This window comes from Marinobacterium sedimentorum (assembly GCF_024267675.1).
In the GTDB taxonomy this organism is placed as follows: Bacteria; Pseudomonadota; Gammaproteobacteria; order Pseudomonadales; family Balneatricaceae; genus Marinobacterium_A; species Marinobacterium_A sedimentorum.
Map to the genome: position 1 here is coordinate 43,273 of NZ_JALDYX010000021.1, position 22,281 is coordinate 65,553.

General features: G+C 60.9%; 20 protein-coding genes and 1 tRNA gene. 15 read left to right on the plus strand and 6 right to left on the minus strand.

The annotated features are described in order from the left end of the window. Positions 1 to 14 precede the first annotated feature (14 nt). From djlA to MRS74_RS16305, 3 genes are read right to left on the minus strand one after another with little or no spacing between them, the layout of a single operon-like run. A complete protein-coding gene (gene djlA, locus MRS74_RS16295) occupies positions 15 to 854 on the minus strand; it encodes a co-chaperone DjlA (RefSeq protein ID WP_254581335.1) in 840 nt (279 codons plus the stop codon). Continuing rightward, positions 844 to 1,527, minus strand: coding sequence for an N-acetylmuramate alpha-1-phosphate uridylyltransferase MurU (murU, locus tag MRS74_RS16300; protein WP_254581336.1), 684 nt, complete (start codon positions 1,525 to 1,527; stop codon positions 844 to 846). The genes djlA and murU overlap by 11 nt, the downstream gene beginning before the upstream one ends. Next, a complete protein-coding gene (locus tag MRS74_RS16305; protein WP_254581337.1) occupies positions 1,524 to 2,582 on the minus strand; it encodes an aminoglycoside phosphotransferase family protein in 1,059 nt (352 codons plus the stop codon). The genes murU and MRS74_RS16305 overlap by 4 nt, the downstream gene beginning before the upstream one ends. A 160-nt stretch (positions 2,583 to 2,742) precedes the next feature. Here MRS74_RS16305 and MRS74_RS16310 point away from each other — a divergent pair, with 160 nt between their 5' ends. Genes MRS74_RS16310 through MRS74_RS16345 form a run of 8 tightly spaced genes read left to right on the plus strand, consistent with a single transcriptional unit; the run spans position 2,743 to position 11,249 of the window. Next, positions 2,743 to 5,421: an LPS-assembly protein LptD gene (locus MRS74_RS16310; protein WP_254581338.1), complete on the plus strand. Its 2,679-nt coding sequence runs from the start codon at positions 2,743 to 2,745 to the stop codon at positions 5,419 to 5,421. Next, on the plus strand, positions 5,411 to 6,712 hold the full coding sequence (locus MRS74_RS16315) for a peptidylprolyl isomerase (RefSeq protein WP_254581339.1): 1,302 nt from the start codon (positions 5,411 to 5,413) through the stop codon (positions 6,710 to 6,712). Before MRS74_RS16310 ends, MRS74_RS16315 begins: the two co-directional genes overlap by 11 nt. Positions 6,713 to 6,723: 11 nt before the next feature. Next, positions 6,724 to 7,737 carry a 4-hydroxythreonine-4-phosphate dehydrogenase PdxA gene (gene pdxA, locus MRS74_RS16320; protein ID WP_254581340.1) on the plus strand — a complete coding sequence of 338 codons (1,014 nt, stop codon included), beginning with the start codon at positions 6,724 to 6,726 and terminating at the stop codon, positions 7,735 to 7,737. Beyond that, positions 7,734 to 8,558, plus strand: a complete 825-nt coding sequence (gene rsmA / locus MRS74_RS16325) for a 16S rRNA (adenine(1518)-N(6)/adenine(1519)-N(6))-dimethyltransferase RsmA (protein WP_254581341.1) — start codon at positions 7,734 to 7,736, stop codon at positions 8,556 to 8,558. The genes pdxA and rsmA overlap by 4 nt, the downstream gene beginning before the upstream one ends. Beyond that, positions 8,545 to 8,931 carry a Co2+/Mg2+ efflux facilitator ApaG/CorD gene (gene apaG / locus MRS74_RS16330; protein WP_254581342.1) on the plus strand — a complete coding sequence of 129 codons (387 nt, stop codon included), beginning with the start codon at positions 8,545 to 8,547 and terminating at the stop codon, positions 8,929 to 8,931. Before rsmA ends, apaG begins: the two co-directional genes overlap by 14 nt. A gap of 11 nt (positions 8,932 to 8,942) precedes the next feature. Then, a complete protein-coding gene (locus MRS74_RS16335; RefSeq protein ID WP_254581343.1) occupies positions 8,943 to 9,800 on the plus strand; it encodes a symmetrical bis(5'-nucleosyl)-tetraphosphatase in 858 nt (285 codons plus the stop codon). After that, entirely contained in the window at positions 9,793 to 10,110 is a 318-nt protein-coding gene (gene glpE, locus MRS74_RS16340; protein WP_254581344.1) for a thiosulfate sulfurtransferase GlpE, read from the plus strand. The genes MRS74_RS16335 and glpE overlap by 8 nt, the downstream gene beginning before the upstream one ends. Beyond that, positions 10,110 to 11,249, plus strand: coding sequence for a tRNA nucleotidyltransferase/poly(A) polymerase-related protein (locus tag MRS74_RS16345; protein ID WP_254581345.1), 1,140 nt, complete (start codon positions 10,110 to 10,112; stop codon positions 11,247 to 11,249). The genes glpE and MRS74_RS16345 overlap by 1 nt, the downstream gene beginning before the upstream one ends. A 52-nt stretch (positions 11,250 to 11,301) precedes the next feature. Here MRS74_RS16345 and folK read toward each other — a convergent pair whose 3' ends face one another. Then, the gene (folK, locus tag MRS74_RS16350) at positions 11,302 to 11,820 is read right to left on the minus strand and encodes a 2-amino-4-hydroxy-6-hydroxymethyldihydropteridine diphosphokinase (protein ID WP_254581346.1); all 519 of its coding nucleotides are present in this window, start codon (positions 11,818 to 11,820) and stop codon (positions 11,302 to 11,304) included. After that, the gene (folB, locus tag MRS74_RS16355) at positions 11,820 to 12,176 is read right to left on the minus strand and encodes a dihydroneopterin aldolase (protein WP_254581347.1); all 357 of its coding nucleotides are present in this window, start codon (positions 12,174 to 12,176) and stop codon (positions 11,820 to 11,822) included. The genes folK and folB overlap by 1 nt, the downstream gene beginning before the upstream one ends. Before the next feature lie 368 nt (positions 12,177 to 12,544). Here folB and plsY point away from each other — a divergent pair, with 368 nt between their 5' ends. Further along, entirely contained in the window at positions 12,545 to 13,135 is a 591-nt protein-coding gene (plsY, locus tag MRS74_RS16360; RefSeq protein WP_254581348.1) for a glycerol-3-phosphate 1-O-acyltransferase PlsY, read from the plus strand. Between the two features lie 153 nt (positions 13,136 to 13,288). Here the strand turns inward: plsY and tsaD are convergent, their stop codons facing one another. Beyond that, the gene (gene tsaD, locus MRS74_RS16365; protein WP_254581349.1) at positions 13,289 to 14,317 is read right to left on the minus strand and encodes a tRNA (adenosine(37)-N6)-threonylcarbamoyltransferase complex transferase subunit TsaD; all 1,029 of its coding nucleotides are present in this window, start codon (positions 14,315 to 14,317) and stop codon (positions 13,289 to 13,291) included. A 251-nt stretch (positions 14,318 to 14,568) separates the two neighbouring features. On the opposite strand from tsaD, the gene rpsU reads away from it, so the two are divergent. From rpsU to MRS74_RS16395, 6 genes are all read left to right on the plus strand, one after another. Beyond that, positions 14,569 to 14,784, plus strand: a complete 216-nt coding sequence (rpsU, locus tag MRS74_RS16370) for a 30S ribosomal protein S21 (RefSeq protein ID WP_083928421.1) — start codon at positions 14,569 to 14,571, stop codon at positions 14,782 to 14,784. Between the two features lie 67 nt (positions 14,785 to 14,851). Beyond that, positions 14,852 to 15,301, plus strand: coding sequence for a GatB/YqeY domain-containing protein (locus MRS74_RS16375; RefSeq protein ID WP_254581350.1), 450 nt, complete (start codon positions 14,852 to 14,854; stop codon positions 15,299 to 15,301). Between the two features lie 32 nt (positions 15,302 to 15,333). Next, entirely contained in the window at positions 15,334 to 17,190 is a 1,857-nt protein-coding gene (dnaG, locus tag MRS74_RS16380; protein WP_254581351.1) for a DNA primase, read from the plus strand. Positions 17,191 to 17,346: 156 nt separating this feature from the next. Next, complete coding sequence (gene rpoD, locus MRS74_RS16385; RefSeq protein ID WP_254581352.1) at positions 17,347 to 19,185, plus strand: RNA polymerase sigma factor RpoD; 1,839 nt, start codon at positions 17,347 to 17,349, stop codon at positions 19,183 to 19,185. A 159-nt stretch (positions 19,186 to 19,344) separates the two neighbouring features. Continuing rightward, positions 19,345 to 19,421, plus strand: a tRNA-Ile gene (locus tag MRS74_RS16390). A 474-nt stretch (positions 19,422 to 19,895) separates the two neighbouring features. Beyond that, complete coding sequence (locus tag MRS74_RS16395) at positions 19,896 to 22,109, plus strand: MFS transporter (protein WP_254581353.1); 2,214 nt, start codon at positions 19,896 to 19,898, stop codon at positions 22,107 to 22,109. Positions 22,110 to 22,281: the final 172 nt, after the last annotated feature.

Consider the following 22,281-nt stretch of genomic DNA (forward strand, 5'->3'; position numbering starts at 1 on the left):
TTTTATACCTAATATCAGGCCGCTTTGCGGGCGTTTTTAACACGGTCGTAGGCGGCCTGAATTTCCTGGGTTTTCTCCTTCGCCAGCTGCATCATTTCCGCTGGCAAGCCCTTGGCCACCAGCTTGTCGGGATGATGCTGGCTCATCAGGCGACGGTAGGCCTTTTTCACCTCGGAATCCGACGCCGACTCGCTTACACCCAGCACACCATAGGCATCTTTCAGCAACTGCGGTTCGGCAAAGCCCTGCTGATGGCCGCCGAAACTGTGCTCGCCATAGGCCTGCTGCGCCTGCATGCGGGCGATCAGCGCCGCCACTTCACGCTCGGTCATCATCAGCTGCTGACACACCTGGCGCACCAGCGCGAGCTCCGCCGGGCTGATGCTGCCATCGGACATCGCCGCCTGCAGCTGAATCTCGACAAACATCAGTTTTAACGGCACGTTATAGCGGATCAGCGCCGACAGCGGGCGCAATACCTCGCCGATATCGAAGTTCTCGTGCTTGCCTTCGTTGAACAGGCTTATCGCCTCTTCACGTCGGGTCTGATCCAGGTTCATGCGCGCCATCACATCCCGCGCATAGCGAATCTCGTTTTCCGTTACCCGGCCATCGGCCTTGGCAATCTTGCCCATTACGGCAAAGGTGGCGCGGAAAAAAGCCTCGCGCGGATTAAAGCGTCGCAGGCTACCCTTGAGCCAGCGATCCAGCATGAAACCGATACCGGCGCCAAAAATCAGCCCGAACAGCCCACCGCTGAACAGACCAATCAGACCACCAATGACCAGCCCGGTACGGTGCTGACGCACGTTGTCGGCCAGTCCTGCCCCGAATTGCTCCGGATTAATTGCCATCTGGGTGCTTCTCCCTCAAATCCCTGTCTAGCTGTTGCAGTCGTTCGACGGTGCCCACATCCACCCAGCAGCCGTCATGATATTCACCTGTCACCCGCCCCCGCGCGATCGCATCGCGCAGCAGTGGCGCCAGCGCAAAGGCGCCGGCCGTGCAGCCGGCATAGAGTGCCGCCGACTGCACACTGACCCCGCTAAAGGTATAGCGTTCCATCCCCTGAGCCTCGATACGCCCCTGCGCCAGAGCAAAATCCCCCGCAGGGTTGTGCACGGGATTGCCCACCAGCACCAGATGGGCCTCACCACTGAGCACGCGGGGCAGGTGGCTGAGCGGATAGTCCGTGAAAACATCACCGTTTACCACCACAAAGGGGCTGCCGTGCGGGGAAAGCCAGTCCAGCACACGAAAAATGCCGCCGCCGGTTTCCAGTGGCTCGCCTTCGGCGGAATAGCAGATGCGGGCGCCGTAACGGGCACCCTCCCCCAGATAGGCCTCTATTTGGGCGCCGAGCCAGGCGTGGTTGATGATTATCTCGTCAAAACCCGCCGCCACCAGCCGCTCGATATGGTATTCGATCAGCGCCTTGCCGCCGACGCGCAGCAGCGGCTTGGGCGTGGTCAAGGTGAGCGGACGCATCCGCGTACCGAGGCCCGCCGCCAGTATCATGGCTCTCATCGTTGCAGCCACCGCCTGATCGCATCAGCCTCAAACTGGCCCGACGCCGCCATGGCCGGTATGACCCGCTGGCGCAGCCACTGGGCCTGGGCATCAAATTCGGGGTAGGCGTCCGCCACCTGCTGGATATAACCCAGGGTGCGGGGCACATCGACCAGATAGTTCGGTTTACCGTCCCGCAGTTTCAGACGGGCAAAAATGCCCAGGGCCTTGAGGTGGCGCTGCATGCCCATCAAGTCAAACCAGCTGCGAAACAGCTCATCGTCGTAGGTTTCCATCAGCCCTGCCCGCGCCAGCACCTGGCCGAAGCGTGCCATCCACTCGTACACCTTGGCGGGGGGCCAGTCGATATAGCAGTCGCGCAGCAGGGATACCAGGTCATAGGTTACAGGCCCGATGACCGCGCCCTGAAAATCGATCACACCGGGGGTTGTTTCCCGGCTCACCATGAGATTGCGCGAATGAAAGTCCCGGTGCACGCACACCTGGGGCTGCGCCAGGGCGGAATCCGCCAGCGCACTAAACAGCTGATCAAGCAGCGCCACCTCGGTCGCATCGAGCTCCAACCCCAGCAACTGCTCGACGAACCATTCGCGAAACAGGCCCATCTCGAACGTCAGCATTTTTGCATCGTAACGCGGCAACTCAGCACCGCGCCCGAGCATGACGCACTGCTGTATATGGGTCAGCGACACCAGCGCCTTGGCATAGAGCGCATCAGCATTACTCGCATCAAGCACATCCAGATAGAGGGTATCGCCCAGATCCGACTGCAGCATGAAGCCATGGGTCAGATCGCAGGCATGAATACGTGGCACATGGATATTCAACGGCGCCCAGGCCCTGGCGATCTCGACAAACTGACGCGAATCCTCGGTCTCGGGCGGCGCGTCTACAGCAATCCAGGTCAGATTGTGGCTGTAAACCCTGAAATAGCGCCTAAAACTGGCGTCTCCGCTTACCGGAGTCAGGCGCCAGTCGGGGGCCAGATCCACGCCTAACTGCTCAAATGCCCGCGTCACCCACGCTGTCAATTCAACCTGACGCTGGTCCATACTTGGAATCCTCTAGCACTGTCTCTTGCGAATGATTTATCATTCCACGTTTGGATTTAGGCTGGCACTCATTTGCGGGTGCCTCAGAGCCTCCTATGGTACCGGTGTTTGGCAAGAAACAGGAACCCGTGCTCGCAGGCTTGCAACTGGATGTGACTGAATGCCTTTCTTACGACGCTCTGCTTATAAACTCTCGCTGGCGATTTCATCCGCCTTGCTTGCACCGATTTCTGCCGCCCAGACACCAGAGGCGGCGGGCTGGGATTGCGCCCAGACGGCCCAGGGTCAATGGGAATGCGGCGCAGGCGCGGCCAGCGCCGACGCAGATGCAGCAGCTAAAGCCCCTGCAGCGACGGCAACGGCAACCCCGGCACCCGCCGCTGCGCCGGCGCGGCCTGCCGCCCGCGTGATGGCCGCGCCCGAAACACTGGCGGCCCCCACGGCGGCGGCCCCTGCTACAGCAGCGGCAACGGCGCCTGTGGCGCGCCCGGACGCCGCATCCCCGGACGCTCCCGCAGAGGAAACCGCCTCGCAAGCAGCCGCTCCCCTGCCCCCTATAGAGGAAAAGGGGCAGACAGCCGCCGGCGCTGAGCTTGCGCGCGCGCAGCAGCAACAAATCGTCAACCCCTACGCCCATCTCGACTGGTACCCCTACGCCCCTGGCGAGCACACAGGGCTGTGCCGGGGCCGTTATATAGAGCCGGAGATGGACGTGGCCGATGGCGACACGCCTTTCAACCTGCAGCGCGTGCTGATCGCCGCATCCAGTTCCCAGAGTGAACTGGGCGGTCTGACCCGGCTTGAAGGCGGCGTCCAGGTCACTCAGGGCGGGCGACAGTTGAGCAGCGCCTATGCCGAATACGACCAGATTACCCAGTTGGTGCGTCTTGAGGGCGACGTACGCTACCGCGAGCACGGCCTGCTCCTGGTCAGCGACGCCGCCCAGACCAACCTCAACAATCTGGAAACCATTTTTTCCGAGTCGGAGTATGTGCTGCACCCCCAGCATATCCGCGGCAATGCCGAGCGCATTCTGCGCCTCGAAGACGGCCGCATCCGCATTGAAGATGGCTCCTACACCCAGTGCGAACCGGGCAACAGCAGCTGGCAGCTGGCAGCCGACAGCATCGTGCTGAACCCCAACACCGGCTTTGGTGAAGCCCGCGGCGCTGTGCTGGAGATCCTGGACGTACCTGTACTGTACATGCCGTACTTCTATTTCCCGATCGATGATCGCCGCGTCACCGGCTTCCTCTACCCGGCCATCGGCTATTCCAGCAGCGAAGGCATCGACATTGCTGCACCCTACTACTTCAACCTGGCGCCCAACTACGATGACACCTTCACGCCGCGCCTGCTGGGCGAACGCGGCCTGATTCTGGAAAACGAATTCCGCTACATGAATCGCTGGTCCCAGACCGTGCTAAGCAACGCGGTACTGGTCAACGACGACAAAACCGGCAAAGACCGCTGGCTGCTGGGTGTCGATCACGAAGGAACGCCCTGGGACGGCTGGCAGAGTTATATCGACTACACCGCGGTCAGCGATGTGGACTATTTCGATGATCTGGATCCGACCAACCTGGATGTCGGCTATGCCAGTCACCTCAACAAGCTCGGCGAACTGCGCTACGACACCCAGAACTGGAGCTTTATTGCCCGGACTCACGCCTATCAGTCCCTCACCACCAGCGAAAAGTCGCCCTACCGCCGCCTGCCGCAGTTCCTGCTTGAAGGCCAGGTACCGGAACTCCCCGCCGGGCTTGAAGCCGATTACAGCGCTGAGTACGTGCGTTTTGACCGCGACAAAAGTGACCCGCTGCTCAGCCTCGCCGACCAGGTACAGGGCGATCGCGTTCACCTGAGCCCAGGTGTGAGCCTGCCGCTAGAAGGCAGCTGGGGCTATATCAAGCCGGCGGTAAAGCTCTGGAGCACCCAGTACCAGCTCGACAACCAGCTGGCAGGGCTGGATGATAACCCCAGCGTCAATACGCTCATTACCAGCCTGGACACGGGCCTGACCTTCGAGCGCCAGGCAAACTTCGACAGCCGCAGCTACACCCAAACCCTTGAGCCGCGGCTGTTCTACCTCTATGTGCCTGAGGAAGACCAGTCTGATATTCCCGCCTTCGATACCACGGAGCTGGATTTTCGCTACGACAGCCTGTTCCGCAACAACCGTTTCAGCGGCCGCGACCGCATAGGCGACGCCAACCAGCTCAGCCTGGGTCTGGCCAGCAAGTTCTACGACGACACCGGCCGCGAGCGCTTCGGTGTGGCGCTGGGCCAGGCGTACTACTTCGATGACCGCACGGTACAGCTCGACAGCAGCACGCCTGCGGATACCGAGAGCACGTCCAACTTCGTCACCAAGATTGACTGGAGTCTGACCACGGACCTGCGCGTCAGTCACGACAGTGAGCTCGACAAGGACAGCCTCAAGGCCGTGGCCCAGAACTACCGCCTGACGTTCTCGCCCAACGACGACCGACTGGTTTACGCCAGCTACCGCGACCATGAAACTGAACGCCAGCAAGCCGACTTCGGCCTGCGCTGGCCCATCAACCCGCAGTGGAACCTGCTGGCACGCTGGCGCGAAGACTTGATGGCAGGCGACACCCTTGACGCCCTGCTGGGGGTCGAATACAAGGACTGCTGCTGGAAGGTGCGCCTGGGAGTACGGCAATGGGCTGACGACAACGACGGCGCCCGCACCACCAATGAGGCCGTCATGCTGCAATTTGTACTTCGTGGTCTGGGATCTGTCGGCGACGACAATACCACCCGGTTTATCAGAGAAATTACCGGATTTAACGAGGATAAGGATAATGAGTTTTAAGCAATCCCTGCGCCGCTGCGTGCTGCCGCTGCTGTCTGCGACACTGCTCAGCGCCAGCGTCAGCGCCCAGGCCGAGCCAGTACTGCTCGACCGCATCGTTGCCATCGTCAATGACGACGTCATCATGCAGAGTGAACTGGACAACCGTGCTGCGGTTATCCGCGCCCAGCTGAGTGCCAATCAGACCCGCCTGCCGTCCGAGGAAATTCTCAATCGCCAGGTACTTGACCGCCTGATCATCGACAGCATACAGCTGCAGATCGCCCAGCAGCAGGGCCTGAAGATCTCCGACCGTCAGCTCAACGAAACCCTCGAGCAGGTGGCCAGCCGCAACGGCATGACGCTGGCGCAGTTCCGTGAAGCCCTGATCGCCGAGGGCCAGGACTACAACTCGGCACGCGAGCAGATTCGCGACGAGCTGCTGCTGACCCAGGTCCAGCAGAGCAGCGTCAACCGCCGCATCCGCGTCTCCGAACAGGAAGTGCAGAACTTCCTCGCCTCAGAGCAGGGCAAGGACGCCATCAGCCCCGACTACCTGCTCAGCAACATCCTGATCGCCATTCCCGAGCAGGCGACACCCACTATGCTCAGCAACGCCGAGCGCAAGGCGCTGGATATCTTCCAGCAGCTGCGCAAGGGTGCCGACTTCGCCGAAACCGCCGTCGCCAACTCCAACGCCCAGAACGCCCTTAACGGCGGCGATCTTGGCTGGCGCAAGGCCTCGGAACTGCCGGAGGTGATCGCCACCATCGCCGGCACCCTGGCGCCGGGCGATTTCAGCAAGCCGGTCAAGACCTCATCGGGCTACATCATCGTGCAGCTGCGTGACACCCGGGGCGGCCAGTCCGCCCTGGTCGAGCAGACGCAGGTGAGCCATATACTGCTCAAGCCCACCGAAATTCGCAGTGAAGCTCAAACCCGCAGTCGCATAGAAGACCTGTCGGTACGTTTGCGCAACGGCGAACCCTTCGAGCAGCTGGCCCGGCAGTACAGCGACGACAGCGTCAGCGGCTCACTCGGCGGCGACCTGGGCTGGACCCAGGACGGCCAGATGGTGCCCGAATTCGAACAGGTCATGAAAAACACCCCCAATGGCCAGTTCAGCACGCCCTTCGAGTCCCGCTTTGGCTGGCATATACTCTGGGTACGCGATAGACGCACCCAGGACATGGGCGACGAACTGCGCGAAAACCGCGCCCGTTTTAGCATTCGCCAGCGCAAGTTCAACGAAGAGCTGACCACCTGGTTGCGGGAAATTCGCGCCCAGGCCTACGTTGAGCTGAAACTCTGAGGCCGCTGCACGTGACTTTCCAGACTGTTAGGCGCCTGGCGATCACGCCGGGCGAGCCCGCCGGTATTGGCCCGGACCTCTGTATCCAGATCGCACAGCAGGGCCACCCCCATGAGCTGGTCGCCGTGTGCGACCCTGATCTGCTGCGCCAGCGCGCCGAACAGCTGCAGCTGCCAGTCAGCATAGAACTGTTTGACCCCAGCGCAGCGCCTGGGCCAAGCCTCGCCCGCACCCTGAAGGTATTGCCGGTGCCGCTGGCCGCGACCGCCAGGGCCGGCCAGCTCGACCCCCGCAATGCCGCCTATGTACTGCAGACGCTGGAGCTCGCCACCCGCGGTTGCCAGCAGGGCCTGTTCGATGCCCTGGTCACAGCCCCGGTACACAAGGGCGTGATCAACGATGCCGGCGTGCCCTTCAGCGGACACACCGAACTGCTGGAGCAACTCACCGGCAGCGACAAGGTCGTGATGATGCTGGCCACCGAAGGCCTGCGCGTCGCCCTGGCCACCACCCACCTGCCTCTGCGCGATGTCGCCGATGCCATAACGGCACCGCTGCTGGAGCAGGTACTGCAGGTGCTGCACCAGGACCTGATCCATTCGTTCGGCATCTCGGACCCCCGTATCCTTGTGGCCGGCCTCAACCCCCACGCGGGCGAAGGCGGCCACCTGGGGCGCGAAGAGATCGACATCATCGAGCCTGCGCTGGAGCGCCTGCGCGCCCAGGGCATGCGCCTGAGCGGCCCGCTGCCGGCCGACACACTGTTTAACGAAAAATACCTGAGCCAGGCGGATGCCGTACTGGCGATGTATCACGACCAGGGGTTGCCCGTACTCAAGTACAAGGGTTTTGGCAACGCCGTCAATATCACCCTGGGGATGCCGATCATCCGCACCTCGGTTGATCACGGCACCGCCCTGGACCTGGCTGGCAGCGGCAACGCCGGCTGTGGCAGCCTCAAGGCCGCCATCGACTGCGCCGCACTCATGGCCAGCCACCGCCACCTTACCCCTGAGGATTCATGAGTAAAAAACCCGCTGGCCACAAGGCCCGTAAACGATTTGGCCAGAACTTCCTGCATGATCAGGGCATCATTCGCCAGATCATCCGTTCAATTTCGCCGCGCGAAGGCCAGCACATAGTAGAGATAGGCCCGGGCCTCGGTGCCCTGACCGAAGAGCTGCTGGCCGAGGCCAATGCGCTGGATGCCATAGAGCTGGATCGCGACCTGATCCCGATCCTGCGTACCAAGTTTTTCAACTACGAAGACCGTTTTCGCATCTTCGAAACCGATGCGCTCAAGTTCGACTTCGCCGAGCTGCGCACTGACGACCGGCCACTGCGGGTCGTGGGCAACCTGCCCTACAACATCTCAACGCCGCTGATCTTTCACCTGCTCAGCCATGCAGGCCTGATCCAGGACATGCACTTCATGCTGCAAAAGGAAGTCGTCGATCGTCTGGCATCGGAACCCGGCACCAGCGATTACGGCCGCCTCGGCATCATGACGCAGTACTTCTGCAAGGTTGAGCCGCTGTTTCTGGTTCCCCCCGGCGCCTTCAATCCGGCGCCCAAGGTAGACTCCGCCATTGTCCGCCTGACGCCGCATGCGGTACTGCCGCACCCGGCCATCAGCGAGCGCATGTTGCAGGATCTTCTGCGTACCGCCTTCAGCATGCGTCGCAAGACATTGCGCAACAACCTGCGCACACTGATGGATGCCGATGCCCTGAGCGCGCTTGAAATAGACCCGGGCCTGAGACCCGAGCGGCTTACACTGGCAGAATTTGTTAGAATCAGCGATTACCTCAGCGGTATCGAAGCGGAACACCATGGAGCCGAGTAAATTGGGTGACAACGTTAAGATCGACGTCAAGACAAACTACCTCAGCGAACAGTCGGATCCCGACAGCAAGCGCTTTGTCTTTTCCTATCACATCACCATCACCAACCAGGGCGCGCAAAGCGTTCAGCTGCTCAGCCGCCGCTGGCTGATTACTGATGGCAACGAGCACGTACAGGAAGTGGCCGGTGAGGGTGTGGTTGGCGAGCAACCCATGATCGAGCCCGGCGCCAGCTACAGCTACACCAGCGGCACTGTGCTGGCGACCCACGTCGGCAGCATGCAGGGGTACTACCATATGCGCAGCAACGACGGTCATGAGTTCGACGCCCCCATCGTTCCCTTCACCCTCGCCCAGCCCAACGCGCTGCACTGAGCCGCATTGCCATGGCCACCTATGCAATCGGCGATATCCAGGGCTGCTTTGACCAGCTCAAGCGCCTGCTGGAGTGCATTGGCTTTGGCGACAGCGACCAGCTCTGGCTGGCCGGTGACCTGGTCAACCGCGGCCCCAAGTCCCTCGAAACACTGCGCTTCGTCCGCAGTCTGGGGGACCGGGCCCGGGTCGTGCTGGGCAACCACGACCTGCACCTGCTCGCCATCCATTATGGCGTGACCCAGCCCAGGCGCAGTGACACCCTGGGCCCGATCCTCGATGCGCCCGATCGCGATGAGCTGATGCACTGGCTACAGCTGCAGCCACTGCTGGTGCACGACGAGGCCCTCGACTACGTCATGGTGCACGCCGGCATCCCGCCCGACTGGTCGCTCAAGCAGGCCTGCAATCGTGCCCGGGAAGTGGAAGAGGTGCTGCAAGGACCCGAGGCCGAAACCTTTTTCCAGCACATGTACGGCAACACGCCGGATTGCTGGCGCAAGGGACTGCAGGGCTGGGACCGGCTGCGGGTGATCACCAATTACCTCACCCGCATGCGCTTTTGCGACGGCACAGGCCGGCTCGATTTCGCCGCCAAGGGCGGGCTGGAAACCCAGCCCGAAGGCTTCCGGCCCTGGTACAGTCATCCACGCAAGGCAGACGCGCAGCGCATTATTTTCGGTCACTGGGCCGCGCTGGAAGGTGGCCTGCAGCACCCGCAGCTGTTTTCACTGGATACTGGCTGCGTCTGGGGCAACCGCCTCACCGCCATGCGGCTTGAAGATCAGCGCTACTACTCCTGCGATTGCAGCGCTAATCGTAGACCCCCATCCGGCTCCGCCAAGAAAAAGGTACTTACCAATGGATGAATTCAAATGCATCTCGGGCCACGAAGCCCTGGCCCTGATGGAACAGGGCGCCACCATCGCCGATATTCGCGACCCCGACAGCTTTGCCCAGAACCACATCACCAATGCGGTACAGCTGAACAACGAGAACCTGCAGGATTTCATTCGCGACAGCGACATGGACAAGCCGCTGATCGTTTGCTGCTACCACGGTTTCAGCAGCCAGAACGCCGCTGCCCAGCTGGCCCACGTCGGCTTTGATGCCGTCTACAGCCTCAACGGCGGCTTTGAAGCCTGGCAGGCAGAACATCCGGACAAGTGCAGCCGCTGATGCAAATCTATCTGGTGGGGGGCGCCGTACGCGACCGCTTGCTCGGCTACCCCATCTATGACCGCGACTGGGTTGTCGTGGGCGCCAGCGCCGAACAGATGATCGCCCAGGGTTACAAACCGGTCGGCGCCGACTTCCCGGTGTTCATCCACCCCGACAGCGGTGAGGAATACGCCCTGGCCCGTACCGAGCGCAAGTCCGGCCACGGTTATGGCGGCTTTGTCTATTACGCCAGTCCCGATGTCACCCTGGAACAGGATCTGCTGCGCCGAGACCTCACTATCAACGCCATGGCCGAGGCGCCCGACGGCAGCCTGACCGACCCCCATGGCGGGCGCGAGGACCTGCAAAACCGCATTCTGCGCCACGTATCCCCGGCCTTTGCCGAAGACCCGTTGCGGGTGCTGCGCGTGGCCCGCTTTGCCGCCCGCTATGCCTCGTTGGGCTTTAGCGTCGCCGATGAAACCCTGGCGCTGATGCGACAGTTATCCACAGCCGGTGAGCTGGGCTATCTGAGTGCGGAAAGGGTCTGGCAGGAATTCGAACGGGCGCTGGGCGAGCCCTCGCCGGGTGTCTTTATAGACGTACTGCAGCGCTGCGGCGCACTCGACAAGCTCTTTGGCGAATTCAGCGCCCTGCAGCGCGATCCATCCTGGCCGGCGCTGGCAACACTGCTGCCACAGCTGCCCTCGAGCTGCGAGCGCTTTGCAGTACTCTGCTGCGCCGCGCAGCGCCTATCCAGCAACCAGGCGGGCGCCCTGCGCCAGCACCTAGAAGCATTCTGCCTGCGCCTCAAGGCCCCGAGGATTTTCCGCGATCAGGCCCTGCTGGTGTGCGCTCAGCACGCCAACCTGCTAAGGCTGCCCCAGGCCGATGGTGACACCCGCCTCGGCGTCGCCACCGGGCTCGACCTGTTGCGCCGCCCTGAGCGCATCGCCAGCCTCGCCCGCTGTTTCGACACCCTGGCCAGCTGGCTCAATGTTGATGCGCCAGCAGCGCAACAATCCCTGCAGGCGCTGCACGACGCGCTGACCGCAACGGCCCCTGCGGAGCTGATGCAACAGGGATTCAAGGGCAAGGCACTGGGGGAAGAACTGAAGCGTCGCCAGCGCGACGCCTGCGCCCGACTCGAACTCTAGCCAGCAGGGGCACAAGCAAAACTAAACCCGAAACTGCGAAGGATGAATGCGGTTAGACCTGCGCCCGGGAGAAACGCCGTCCCTGCCAGGCAAAGTCCACCGCCCAGAGTCGCTGCTTCTGCTTGTCGTACTGCTGCCAGAGTGCCCCATAGGAGAGCCCGTTCAGCGGATGCAGCCCCTGGGGCGCAATCTCGGCCAGCGGCTGCAGCACAAAGGCATTGAACAGGATCTCGGCCCGGGGCAGCTCGACCCCGTCGATCCGCCCGCAGGCATCATCGTAGGTCAGGATATCGATATCCAGTGTACGGCCACTGAATTTGGGACCCTGGCGGCAGCGCCCGTTGCGATCTTCAATGGCCTTGAGCTCCCGCGACAGCTCGCCGACCGCCAGGCTCGTCTCGAAGCCCGCCACCAGGTTATAAAAATGGTCACCGGTAAAGCCGACCGCCTCGCTCTCGAACACCGAAGACAGCGTCAGCTCACCAAAGGACTCTGCCAGCCCGTCCAGCCCGGCGGCAATATTACGCTCGCGCTCGATATTGCTGCCGATACTGACATAGACCTGTGCCATCAGAACGCCTCTCCCCGCTCGATCAGTACGCCGACGTCCCGCGCTCCGCGAATGGCGCCAGGCTTGCCCAGACGCAACCGCAACCAGCGCACACCGAACTCCTGCATGACCAGCTGTGCCACTTCTTCAGCCATGGTTTCCACCAGCAGAAACTCGCTGCCCTCGATAAAGGCAGTCAGGCGCTTGGAGACCGACTTGTAGTTCAGAGTGTTCCCGATATCCTCGGTGGCCGCAGCCTCGCGAATATCAGTCCCCATTTCCAGATCCAGACTCACGGCCTGGCGAACCTCGCGTTCCCAGTCGTAAATGCCGATCACGGTCTGCACCTGCAGCTCGCGTATATAAACTATATCCACGTATGACCCAATAAATTACTGATTTAAATATGGCTTCAGCGCCACTGACGATATCTGTCAGCTTTGTTTTCCACGCCCGACCCGCGCAGCCGCCCGCCGCAGCCACTATATGTGGGGCCCAGGGCTCCACGTCAAGACAGTTAGTTTACCACTGACCGGGCCCAATGGCGTGCGGGCGAGCGACATCTCGCCGCCTGCATCGGTGCCCGATAATGCCAGCCGCCAGATGCGCGCAGCGAGCGTCTGCTTCAGGTATCGGGATCAATTAACAAGCCCTTGATTCAAAACGCTATCCGGTCTGTTTGTATCTAAGCCGGATTGGGATTAGGGTATAGAATCACACCGTTGATCAACCCGCGGACAGAGCCATGCCGGGACCTGAAACCCTGTTGCCCACACTGCTTGCAACGCTCGCCTATCTGCTGGGTTCAGTACCCACGGCCGTGCTGGTGTGCCGCAGCATGGGGCTTGCAGATCCACGGGAGCAGGGCTCCAGAAATCCTGGCACCACCAATGTACTGCGCCAGGGCAATCGCACCGCGGCCGTGCTGACGCTGCTGGGCGATGTTTCCAAGGGTGCTATTGCCGTCAACCTCGCCCGCTATGCAGAACTGGGCTCGACGCAAACCGGCCTCTGCGCCCTGGCGGTATTGCTCGGCCATATCTACCCGCTGTTCGGGCGCATGCGCGGCGGCAAGGGCGTCGCCACAACCTTTGGTCTCTGTCTTGCACTGAGCCCGCCGCTTGGGCTGATCGCCCTGGGCGTCTGGCTGCTGCTGGCGGCCATTGGCAAAACGGCGTCGCTGGCATCGGTGGGCACTGCCCTGGTCACACCTCTGGCGACCTTTATGCTGCTACCCGAACAGTTCGCTGCCATCAGCCTGATCTGTCTGCTGCTGGTGCTGCGTCACCGCGACAATATACGGCGCCTGCTTCGGGGGCTAGAGCACCGGCTTTAGCGGGTTTCGGGTGCAAGGTCGCAGCCGCGCTCTCAATCCCCGGGCGTACTACCCCGACGCGGCGCGCTTTTGAACCAGTCACACCCTTAGCGGCGAAACGCCGCTCCTACGGGAATATTTGCACCTTGCTCCTTGCACCTTGCCCCCTGCACTTCAGAGCGGCGGCAGCGTATCCATCGGCCAGCGCGGGAAGACGCTGATTTTCAGATCATTCGACTGGCCTGCCAGCAGCCGCTGGCAACCGGCGAACGCAATCATGGCGCCGTTATCGGTGCAAAAACGCGGACGGGCATAGAACAGGGTCGCCCGCTGTCGCCGCACGACCTCATCGAGCTTTTCGCGCAGACGCGTATTGGCACTGACTCCGCCTGCGATCACCAGCTGATGCAGGCCGGTCTGTTGCAGCGCACGCTTGCACTTGATGGCCAGGGTATCCACCACCGCGTCCTCAAAGGCAACGGCAATATCGGCCTTGCTCTGCGGATCGAGCTGGCCGTCGGCATCGCGCAACTTGTTGGCGGTGTTCAGGGTAAAGGTCTTGAGGCCGGAAAAGCTGAAGTCGAGCCCCGGTCTGTCGGTCATGGGACGGGGGAAGCGAAAGCGGCGTGCATCACCGTGACGGGCGAGCTTGGCGATCTCGGGCCCGCCGGGATAATCCAGCCCCAGCATCTTGCCGGCCTTGTCAAAAGCCTCGCCGGCAGCATCGTCGAGGGACTCGCCCAGCAGCTCGTAGCGACCTATGCCATCAACCCGCACCAGCTGGGTGTGCCCGCCGGACACCAGCAGCGCCACAAACGGAAAGGCCGGCGGTGTATCTTCCAGCATCGGCGCCAGCAAGTGGCCTTCCATGTGGTGCACGCCAAGCGCGGGAATACCCAGCCCCAGCGCCATGGCACGGGCCGTGGACGCCCCCACAATGAGCGCACCTATCAGACCTGGCCCTGCGGTATAGGCAATGGCGTCGAGTTCCGACTTGTCCATCTGCGCCTGCGCCAGGGTCTCGCGCACCAGCGGCAGCAATTTGCGTACATGATCGCGGGATGCCAGCTCCGGCACCACGCCACCGTATTCGGCGTGCATGGCGATCTGACTGTAGAGTGCATCACCCAGCAGACCGCGCTCACTGTCATAGATTGCAACGCCGGTTTCGTCGCAGGATGTTTCGATTCCCAGTACTCGCATCAGTATCGCCGCCAACCGCTGTAGATGATTCGCCCAACCGGCCTGTCATCCAGGCCACAATGGGCGCATTATCACCCAAAAATGCCTCAATATCACCGTCTGGACTTTACAGCCAGACCCCTGCGATATAAAATTTTGCGCCTTCATCAAAGTCGTGAGAGCTGTGGCCACTGCGTGGTACCCGTTTCAGGCCGCGATGAAGAGGTAGAAAAGTCCTACGTAACCCTTAGTAACAGCAAGGTCCAAGATAGATGCCTAGCGTAAAAGTTAAAGAAAACGAGCCGTTTGACGTAGCCCTGCGTCGTTTCAAGCGTTCCTGCGAAAAAGCCGGCGTTCTGGCTGAAGTTCGTCGTCGCGAGTTCTACGAAAAGCCCACTTCTGTTCGCAAGCGTAAAGCTGCTGCAGCCGTTAAACGTCACATGAAGAAGGTTTCCCGCGAGCAGTCTCGCCGCGTACGCCTTTACTGATCGACTGGAGTTGAACGTACATTCAGTCTGTTCCATCGACTAGCAACCGCTCTATAGAGGATGTTTGATGTCTGAACTCAAGCTCAAAATCAGTGCCGAGATGAAAGCTGCCATGCGTGCCAAAGACAAGGCTCGTCTGGGAACCATCCGCCTGATGATGTCTGAGATCAAGCGCATCGAAGTTGATGAACGCATAGAACTGGATGATACCCGCGTGCTGGCCGTGCTCGACAAGATGCAGAAGCAGCGCCGCGATTCAATCTCGCAGTTTGACACAGCGGGTCGCCAGGATTTGGCAGACCTAGAGCGCCAGGAGCTGGAGGTGATTAAAACTTTCCTGCCGCAACCGCTGACAGAACAGGAGCTGGCCGACCTGATTGCCCAGGCCATTAGTACAACCGCCGCCCAGTCGATGCAGGACATGGGCAAGGTGATGGCGATTATCAAGCCACAGATTCAGGGACGCGCCGACGGTGGTGTAGTCTCCAAGCTCGTAAAAGCCCAGCTAGCCGGTTAAACTCCCGCTGAATCTTTCTCAGCAGGTCCGCAATGGCAGGTCGTATCCCGCAATATTTTATCGACGATCTTCTGGCCCGCGTCAATATCATTGACGTCGTCGACGGCCGCGTTGAACGCCTCAAGCGCGCCGGCAAGAACTACTCCGGGCTCTGCCCGTTCCACAAGGAAAAGTCTCCCTCCTTCAGTGTCAGCCCCGAGAAGCAGTTCTACTACTGTTTTGGCTGTGGCGCCGGCGGTAATGCCATCGGCTTCCTGATGGAATATGATCGCCTCGACTTTCCCGTCGCCGTGGAAGAACTCGCCCGCCTGGCCGGCATGGAAGTGCCGCGCGAAAACAACAGCCCACAGCAGGCCCAGCGCGAAAAGCAGCTCAAGGACCTCTATGGCATTCTCGATGAAGCCGCCCGCTTCTATCAGCAGCAACTGACCCAGCACCCCCAGCGCGACATCGCCGTCAGCTACCTCAAGGGGCGCGGCCTCAGCGGCCAGGCAGCCAAAGCCTTCGGAATTGGCTATGCCCCCGTCGGCTGGGACAACCTGATGCAGGCGCTGGGCGCTGACAAGCAGCGCATCGAGGCGCTGGAACAGGCCGGCATGCTGATCCACAACGAAGAGCGCAACAGCCACTATGACCGCTTTCGCGAGCGCATCATGTTCCCGATCCGGGACATGCGTGGCCGCGTCATCGCTTTCGGCGGCCGGGTTCTGGGGGATGAAAAACCCAAATACCTCAACTCCCCCGAAACCGAGACCTTCCACAAGGGCCGTGAGCTCTATGGCCTCTACGAAGCGCGCCAGACCAATGCCCAGCTACAGCGGCTGTTGATCGTCGAAGGCTATATGGATGTCGTCGGCCTGGCTCAGAACGGCATTCACTACGCCGTGGCCACCCTGGGCACCGCCACCAGCGCCCAGCACCTGGAGCGGCTGTTCAAGGTCGTACCCGAAGTCGTGTTCTGCTTCGATGGCGATGAAGCCGGTCGCAAGGCCGCAAGCCGGGCGCTGGAAACCACCCTGCCGGTGATCCGCGACGGCCAGGAAGCCCGCTTTCTGTTTCTGCCCGAAGGCGAAGACCCGGACAGCCTGGTGCGCACCGAGGGCCGGGATGCCTTCCAGACCCGCATCGACCAGGCACTGCCACTGTCGGAGTATTTTTTCCGCTCCCAGACCGAGCAGGCAGATCTGGAAAGCATGGACGGGCGCGCCCGTTTCAGCACCCGCGCCCTGCCGCTGATCCGCGCCATGCAGCCGAGCCTGCTGCAGCAAATGATGCTTGAGCGCATCTGCGAGATCACCGGCCTGTCGCTGGAACAGATCAATAGCGTGATCAACCTGCACCAGGTCACCACAGATACGACGGTTCCAGAACGCCCACCAGCGCCGGCACAGCCCGGCCCACCGGCTAGCCGCTCAGCGGGGCCACAAAGCCAGAACATGCCCAGCCGCCGGCCGCGGCCACGCAGCCAGACGGGCAACCTGGACCTGTGCGACAAGGCGATCTCCTGCCTGCTGCACTTCCCCCGACTGGCCGCCAGCATACCGGCGGCGAGCGAACTCCAGGGCATGGCCGAGCGCAATGCAGACATGCTGATCGCCCTGGTGGACTATCTGCAGACAACCCCCAACTCGTCCCTCGGCACCCTGGTGGTCGACTGGCAGGAAGACCCGCAGCGCTCGGCCTGGCTGATGCTGCTGAACGAAATCGCCCATAACACCCCGCTGGCGGACGGCGCCGAACGCGAACTGCAGGACGCGGTTAGCCGCCTGCTGCGCGAGCGCCGCCCGGAAATGGAACTGGATGCACTGCTGAAAAAGAACCGACAGTCACCCCTGACCCAGGCCGAAAAACAGCGCCTGACAGCCCTCCTGGCAAGCCGACAAAATTAATCTTGGTCGCTGCGCAACTCCCGCCGCAGAAATCTGGTCTATTTTTAATGGGTGCTGTACCGAAAATCGGTGCCAACTGGATTTAAGCCATCTTCGAATGTATAATATCGCGCTCTCTTTTACGCCACCTATCTTTCATCTTCTCGTAGGGCCTCTATGACAGATACCTCTCAGCAGCAATCTCGTCTCAAGGAACTGATCGCCCGAGGCAAGGAACAGGGTTACCTGACCTATTCCGAGGTAAACGATCATCTGCCAGAAGATATCGCTGATCCGGATCAGGTCGAAGACATCATCCGCATGATCAACGAACTGGGCATCTCGGTTACCGAGGTAGCGCCGGATGCGGAAACACTCCTGATGACGGAAGGCGACTCGGCCGAAGAAGCGGACGAGGATGCGGTTGCCGCCCTCGCCGCTGTCGACTCCGACGCCGGACGCACCACAGACCCGGTGCGCATGTACATGCGTGAAATGGGTACCGTCGAACTGCTGACCCGCGAAGGCGAAATACTGATCGCCAAACGCATCGAGGAAGGCATTCGTGAAGTCATGTCCGCGCTGGCGTGCTTCCCGGGCTCCGTCGAAACCCTGCTCGGGGCCTATGAGGTTACCCTGCTGGAAGAAGGTCGCCTGAGCGACATCTTCAGCGGCTACATCGATCCCGACGAAAGCAACTTCATACTTGAAGTGCCCGAGACCGAAGAGATCGACGAAGACGACGATGACGATGACGACGATGACGACGAGGACAGCACTGACGACACCGAGGAAAAGGACCGCGGTCCGGACCCAGAAGAGGCCCGTCAGCGTTTCGCCAACCTGCTGGACAAGCTTGAAGCCGTAAACCTCGTCATGGTTGATGCTGATCGCAACTCGCCGGAAGCCCTGCAAGTACTGGCGACTCTGGGCGAAGCCTTTTCGCCGATCAAGCTGTCGCCACGCTACTACGAGCTGCTGGTTACCCGTGTGCGTGCCTGCGTTGCCCGCATCCGCGAGCAGGAAAGGTCCATCATGCGCATCTGCACCCAGCGTGCCCAGATGCCGCGCCGCGACTTTATCAAGGCATTCCCGGGCAACGAATCCAACACCAATTGGTTTGAAGAAATCATTGCCACTGGCCCCGTCTACGCCGGCGCCATGCAGCGCAACCTGGTTGACCTGAAACGGGCGCAGAAGAAGCTGATCCAGATCCAGGATGAGGCCAAGATCGACCTCACCGAAATCAAGGAAATCAATCGTCGCATGTCGATTGGTGAAGCCCGCGCCCGCCGTGCCAAGAAGGAAATGGTAGAGGCCAACCTGCGTCTGGTTATTTCCATTGCCAAGAAATACACCAACCGCGGTCTGCAGTTCCTTGATCTGATCCAGGAAGGCAACATCGGCCTGATGAAGGCCGTGGACAAGTTCGAATACCGTCGCGGTTACAAGTTCTCGACCTACGCCACCTGGTGGATTCGTCAGGCGATTACACGCTCCATCGCTGACCAGGCGCGCACCATCCGTATTCCGGTTCACATGATTGAGACCATCAACAAGCTCAATCGCATTTCCCGCCAGATGCTGCAGGAAATGGGCCGTGAAGCCACGCCGGAAGAACTGGCCGAGCGCATGGACATGCCGGAAGACAAAATCCGCAAGGTGCTGAAGATCGCCAAGGAACCGATCTCCATGGAAACGCCGATCGGCGACGATGAAGACTCCAGCCTCGGTGACTTCATTGAAGACATTACCCTGTCTTCACCGGTCGATTCCGCTACCGGCGAAGGGCTGCGTGAAGCGACCCGTGAAGTTCTGGCCGGCCTCACCGCCCGCGAAGCCAAAGTGCTGCGCATGCGTTTTGGTATCGACATGAACACCGATCACACGCTGGAAGAAGTCGGCAAGCAGTTCGACGTCACCCGCGAGCGTATCCGTCAGATCGAAGCCAAGGCGTTGCGCAAACTGCGCCACCCCAGCCGCTCCGATCACCTGCGCAGCTTCCTCGACGAGTAGGCCGCACTTGGCGTAACGCACCACAGAAAACCGCAGCCCAGGCTGCGGTTTTTTCTTGTCACCAAGAAGCTGCGATTCTTTGTGGGCAAGAAAACCGCAGGAATTTCAAACGGCTATTGGCTCCGAGTACAGCAGCCGTTATAATTCGCCCTCGTTGACGGGCCCATAGCTCAGTTGGTTAGAGCAATCGACTCATAATCGATTGGTCGCAGGTTCAAGTCCTGCTGGGCCCACCACTCCTTGCACTCCTCGAAACAGCCACGCCAGTCCTCATTGGACTATTCAATCCTCAAATCACAGATTTGAGTCGCACAAAACGATCAAAGCTGTGCTTTGAGTAAATCTCGTTTTGTTGCTCTGCTGGGCCCTACCACGTAATTGCATGTTTCCGTAGGAGTGGCGTCCCGCCGCGAACAACCGCAGAGCTTCGTCGCGAGGTATCATGCCCGAGGTTGGGTACGCGGCTCCTACGGGCGTTCAGGCCCACCGCTCCTTGCATTGTCTGTGTGCAACTCTGCTCACCTGCGCCCGGAGTCCCGACTGCATCGCTCGATCCTGCTTTCATCGATCAGCCCACCAGCAGGCTATTATCCCGCCCCTTGTACTGATTGCAGATATATTTGCTGATTGACTTCACCATGTTTGACATCCCCTGCCGGCAAAACTAGATTGCGCCTGTCCTTGTTCTCCTCTTCGTTTGGAAGCCTTTAGTGATCCTCACCCTGCTGCCCCTGTTTTCACTGTTGCTGAGCTGCTTCATCATGATGCTCGGCTTCGGACTTATCGGCCTGTTACTGCCCGTGCGCATGGGTATTGAGGGCATGAGTACGGACACCATCGGTCTGGTGCTGTCGATGTATGCCGTCGGCATGCTGTTCGGCGGCCTCTATAGCCGTGTGCTGATTATTCGCGCCGGCCATATTCGCATGTTTGCCGCGGTTGCAGCCCTGGCCGCCATCAGTATTCTGGCCTGCGGCCTGTCCACCAATGCCTGGCTCTGGGGCGCCATGCGCATGCTGATGGGCTTTTGCATCGCCTGCACCTATGCCGCCATCGACAGCTGGCTGAGCGAAAGCGCCACCGCCAAAACCCGTGGCCGCATTCTGGCGGCCAACCAGATCGTCATCATGGGCGCCTTCTTCATCGGACAGTTCCTGCTGAACCTGGCGGACCCTGGCACCCAAACCCTGTTCATGGTGGCCGGCATGCTGCTGGCGCTGGCGCTGGTGCCCATCGTCATGAGCCGAAAATCCGGCCCCGCTGTGGCGGATATCCGCTCCATGTCGATGCTGGATCTGTTCCGGCTTTCGCCACTGGGCGTAGTGGCCTGCTTTTTCTGCGGCCTGCTCTATGGTGGCCTGCTCAACATGCTGCCGCTGTTTGCCAGCAGCCACGGCCTGAGCGGATTTGATCTGTCACTGTTCATGGCGTCCGCCATATTCGGCGCCTTTATACTGCAGATTCCGGTGGGCTTCCTGTCGGACCATTTCGACCGCCGAACGGTGCTCTTCGTGCTGCTGCTGATCACCATCGTTGCCTGCCTGTCGGTGCCGCTGCTGTCATCGCTGGACAGCCGCTACCCGCTGATGGTGGCAATCGCCATTATTACCGGCATCATCGCCTGCATCTATCCCATGAGTATTTCCGAGACCTTCGACAAGGTGCTGCAGAATGACATGGTCGCCGCCATGGGGGGGCTGATTGCGATCTATGCGCTGGGCAGCATGATAGGCCCCTATGCGGCATCCCTCGCCATGAAGCAGTTCGGTAACGATGCCCTGTTCCAGTTCCTTGCGGTACTCGAAATCCTGCTGGTGATCTTCGTTATGTATCGGATGAAAGTCCGTCACGCCCTGCCGGTGAAAGCACAGGAGAAATTTGTCATGCAGGGCATGACCGGTTCCAGCTCTATCGAGATAGACCCGCGCTTTGAATACCATGCGCCTGAGATGCCGCTGAGTGAAGGCGCTGCTGTCGCCGTGAAGATGGCACAGAATAATCCGGCTGCGGCGGTACGTATGGCCGTAGCCCTGGCAGAAAGCGCCCCGCAGGAAGCAGCCCAGCTGGCTGTTGCACTGAATCAGGTGGAAAAAGTCGACATAGCCAGGCTCTATGCAGCCATTACCACGGCCGCACCCGAACTCAGCCTGGATATCGCCGAAGCCCTGGCCGCCGCCTCACCGGATAGTACCGACGAGCTGGTTACCTGGCTGGCCCGCGAGCGCCCCGATCAGCTGTCGGGCATTCTGGTGGCCATCGCGGAAGCCGTGCCGGAACATAGCCTGGATATCATCGGCAGCGCCGCCGAGTCCTTCGCCGAAACCTGCGCCGAAGACGCCTCTGACATAATGCTGGATCTGGCCGAAACCTATGCCAGTCATCTGTCCGAGGGGCTTGAGGAAATGCGCCCCGTCGACCGTGCCGCGACCCATCCCGAGCACCTGGCCGCCGACCTCTATAATCGCCTGATCGAAATAATGCCCGAACATGCCGTGGACCTGGCCTACAAGGTGGCACAAGCCATGCCCGAAGCCGCTACCGAGGTAGCCGCGGCCTATGTGCACAGCCTTATCGAAGAACGGGAACAGAGCGCTGCTGTCGAGGCGGATGATGGCATGATCGGCACCCAGGAACCCAAACTCCATACCGAAACGCAGGATGAGGCTCATCAGGAAGCCGACGAGCGCGTGGCCGATGCCTTCAGCGACTATATCAGCCACAGCAGCGAGAGCATGCCGGACCAGACCATCGATGTCGCCGCGATGATGGTGGAATCCCGCCCGGATCTCGCCTCCGATGTTATCGAACAGCTGCAGGCGGTTGATGGTTTCGAGGAACGCCTGTCATCCAATATTGAAGACCGGCCCCTGGACAGTATCTTCCCGGACTACGAACCAGACCCCGAAAAACCCGCCAAGCCCTAGCACCGCTAGCACCACAGGGGCCTGATATTTCAGGCCTTTGTGCATGCCCCGTGCCCTGCCACAGCGCGCCCTAACCCGGCACCCGCTCATCCTGCTGGCATCCATCCTCGCAGATACCTGCAAAGGCCTTCACTGGCAGCCCCGGCTGCAAGCCGCTAGTCTGTCTGCAGAT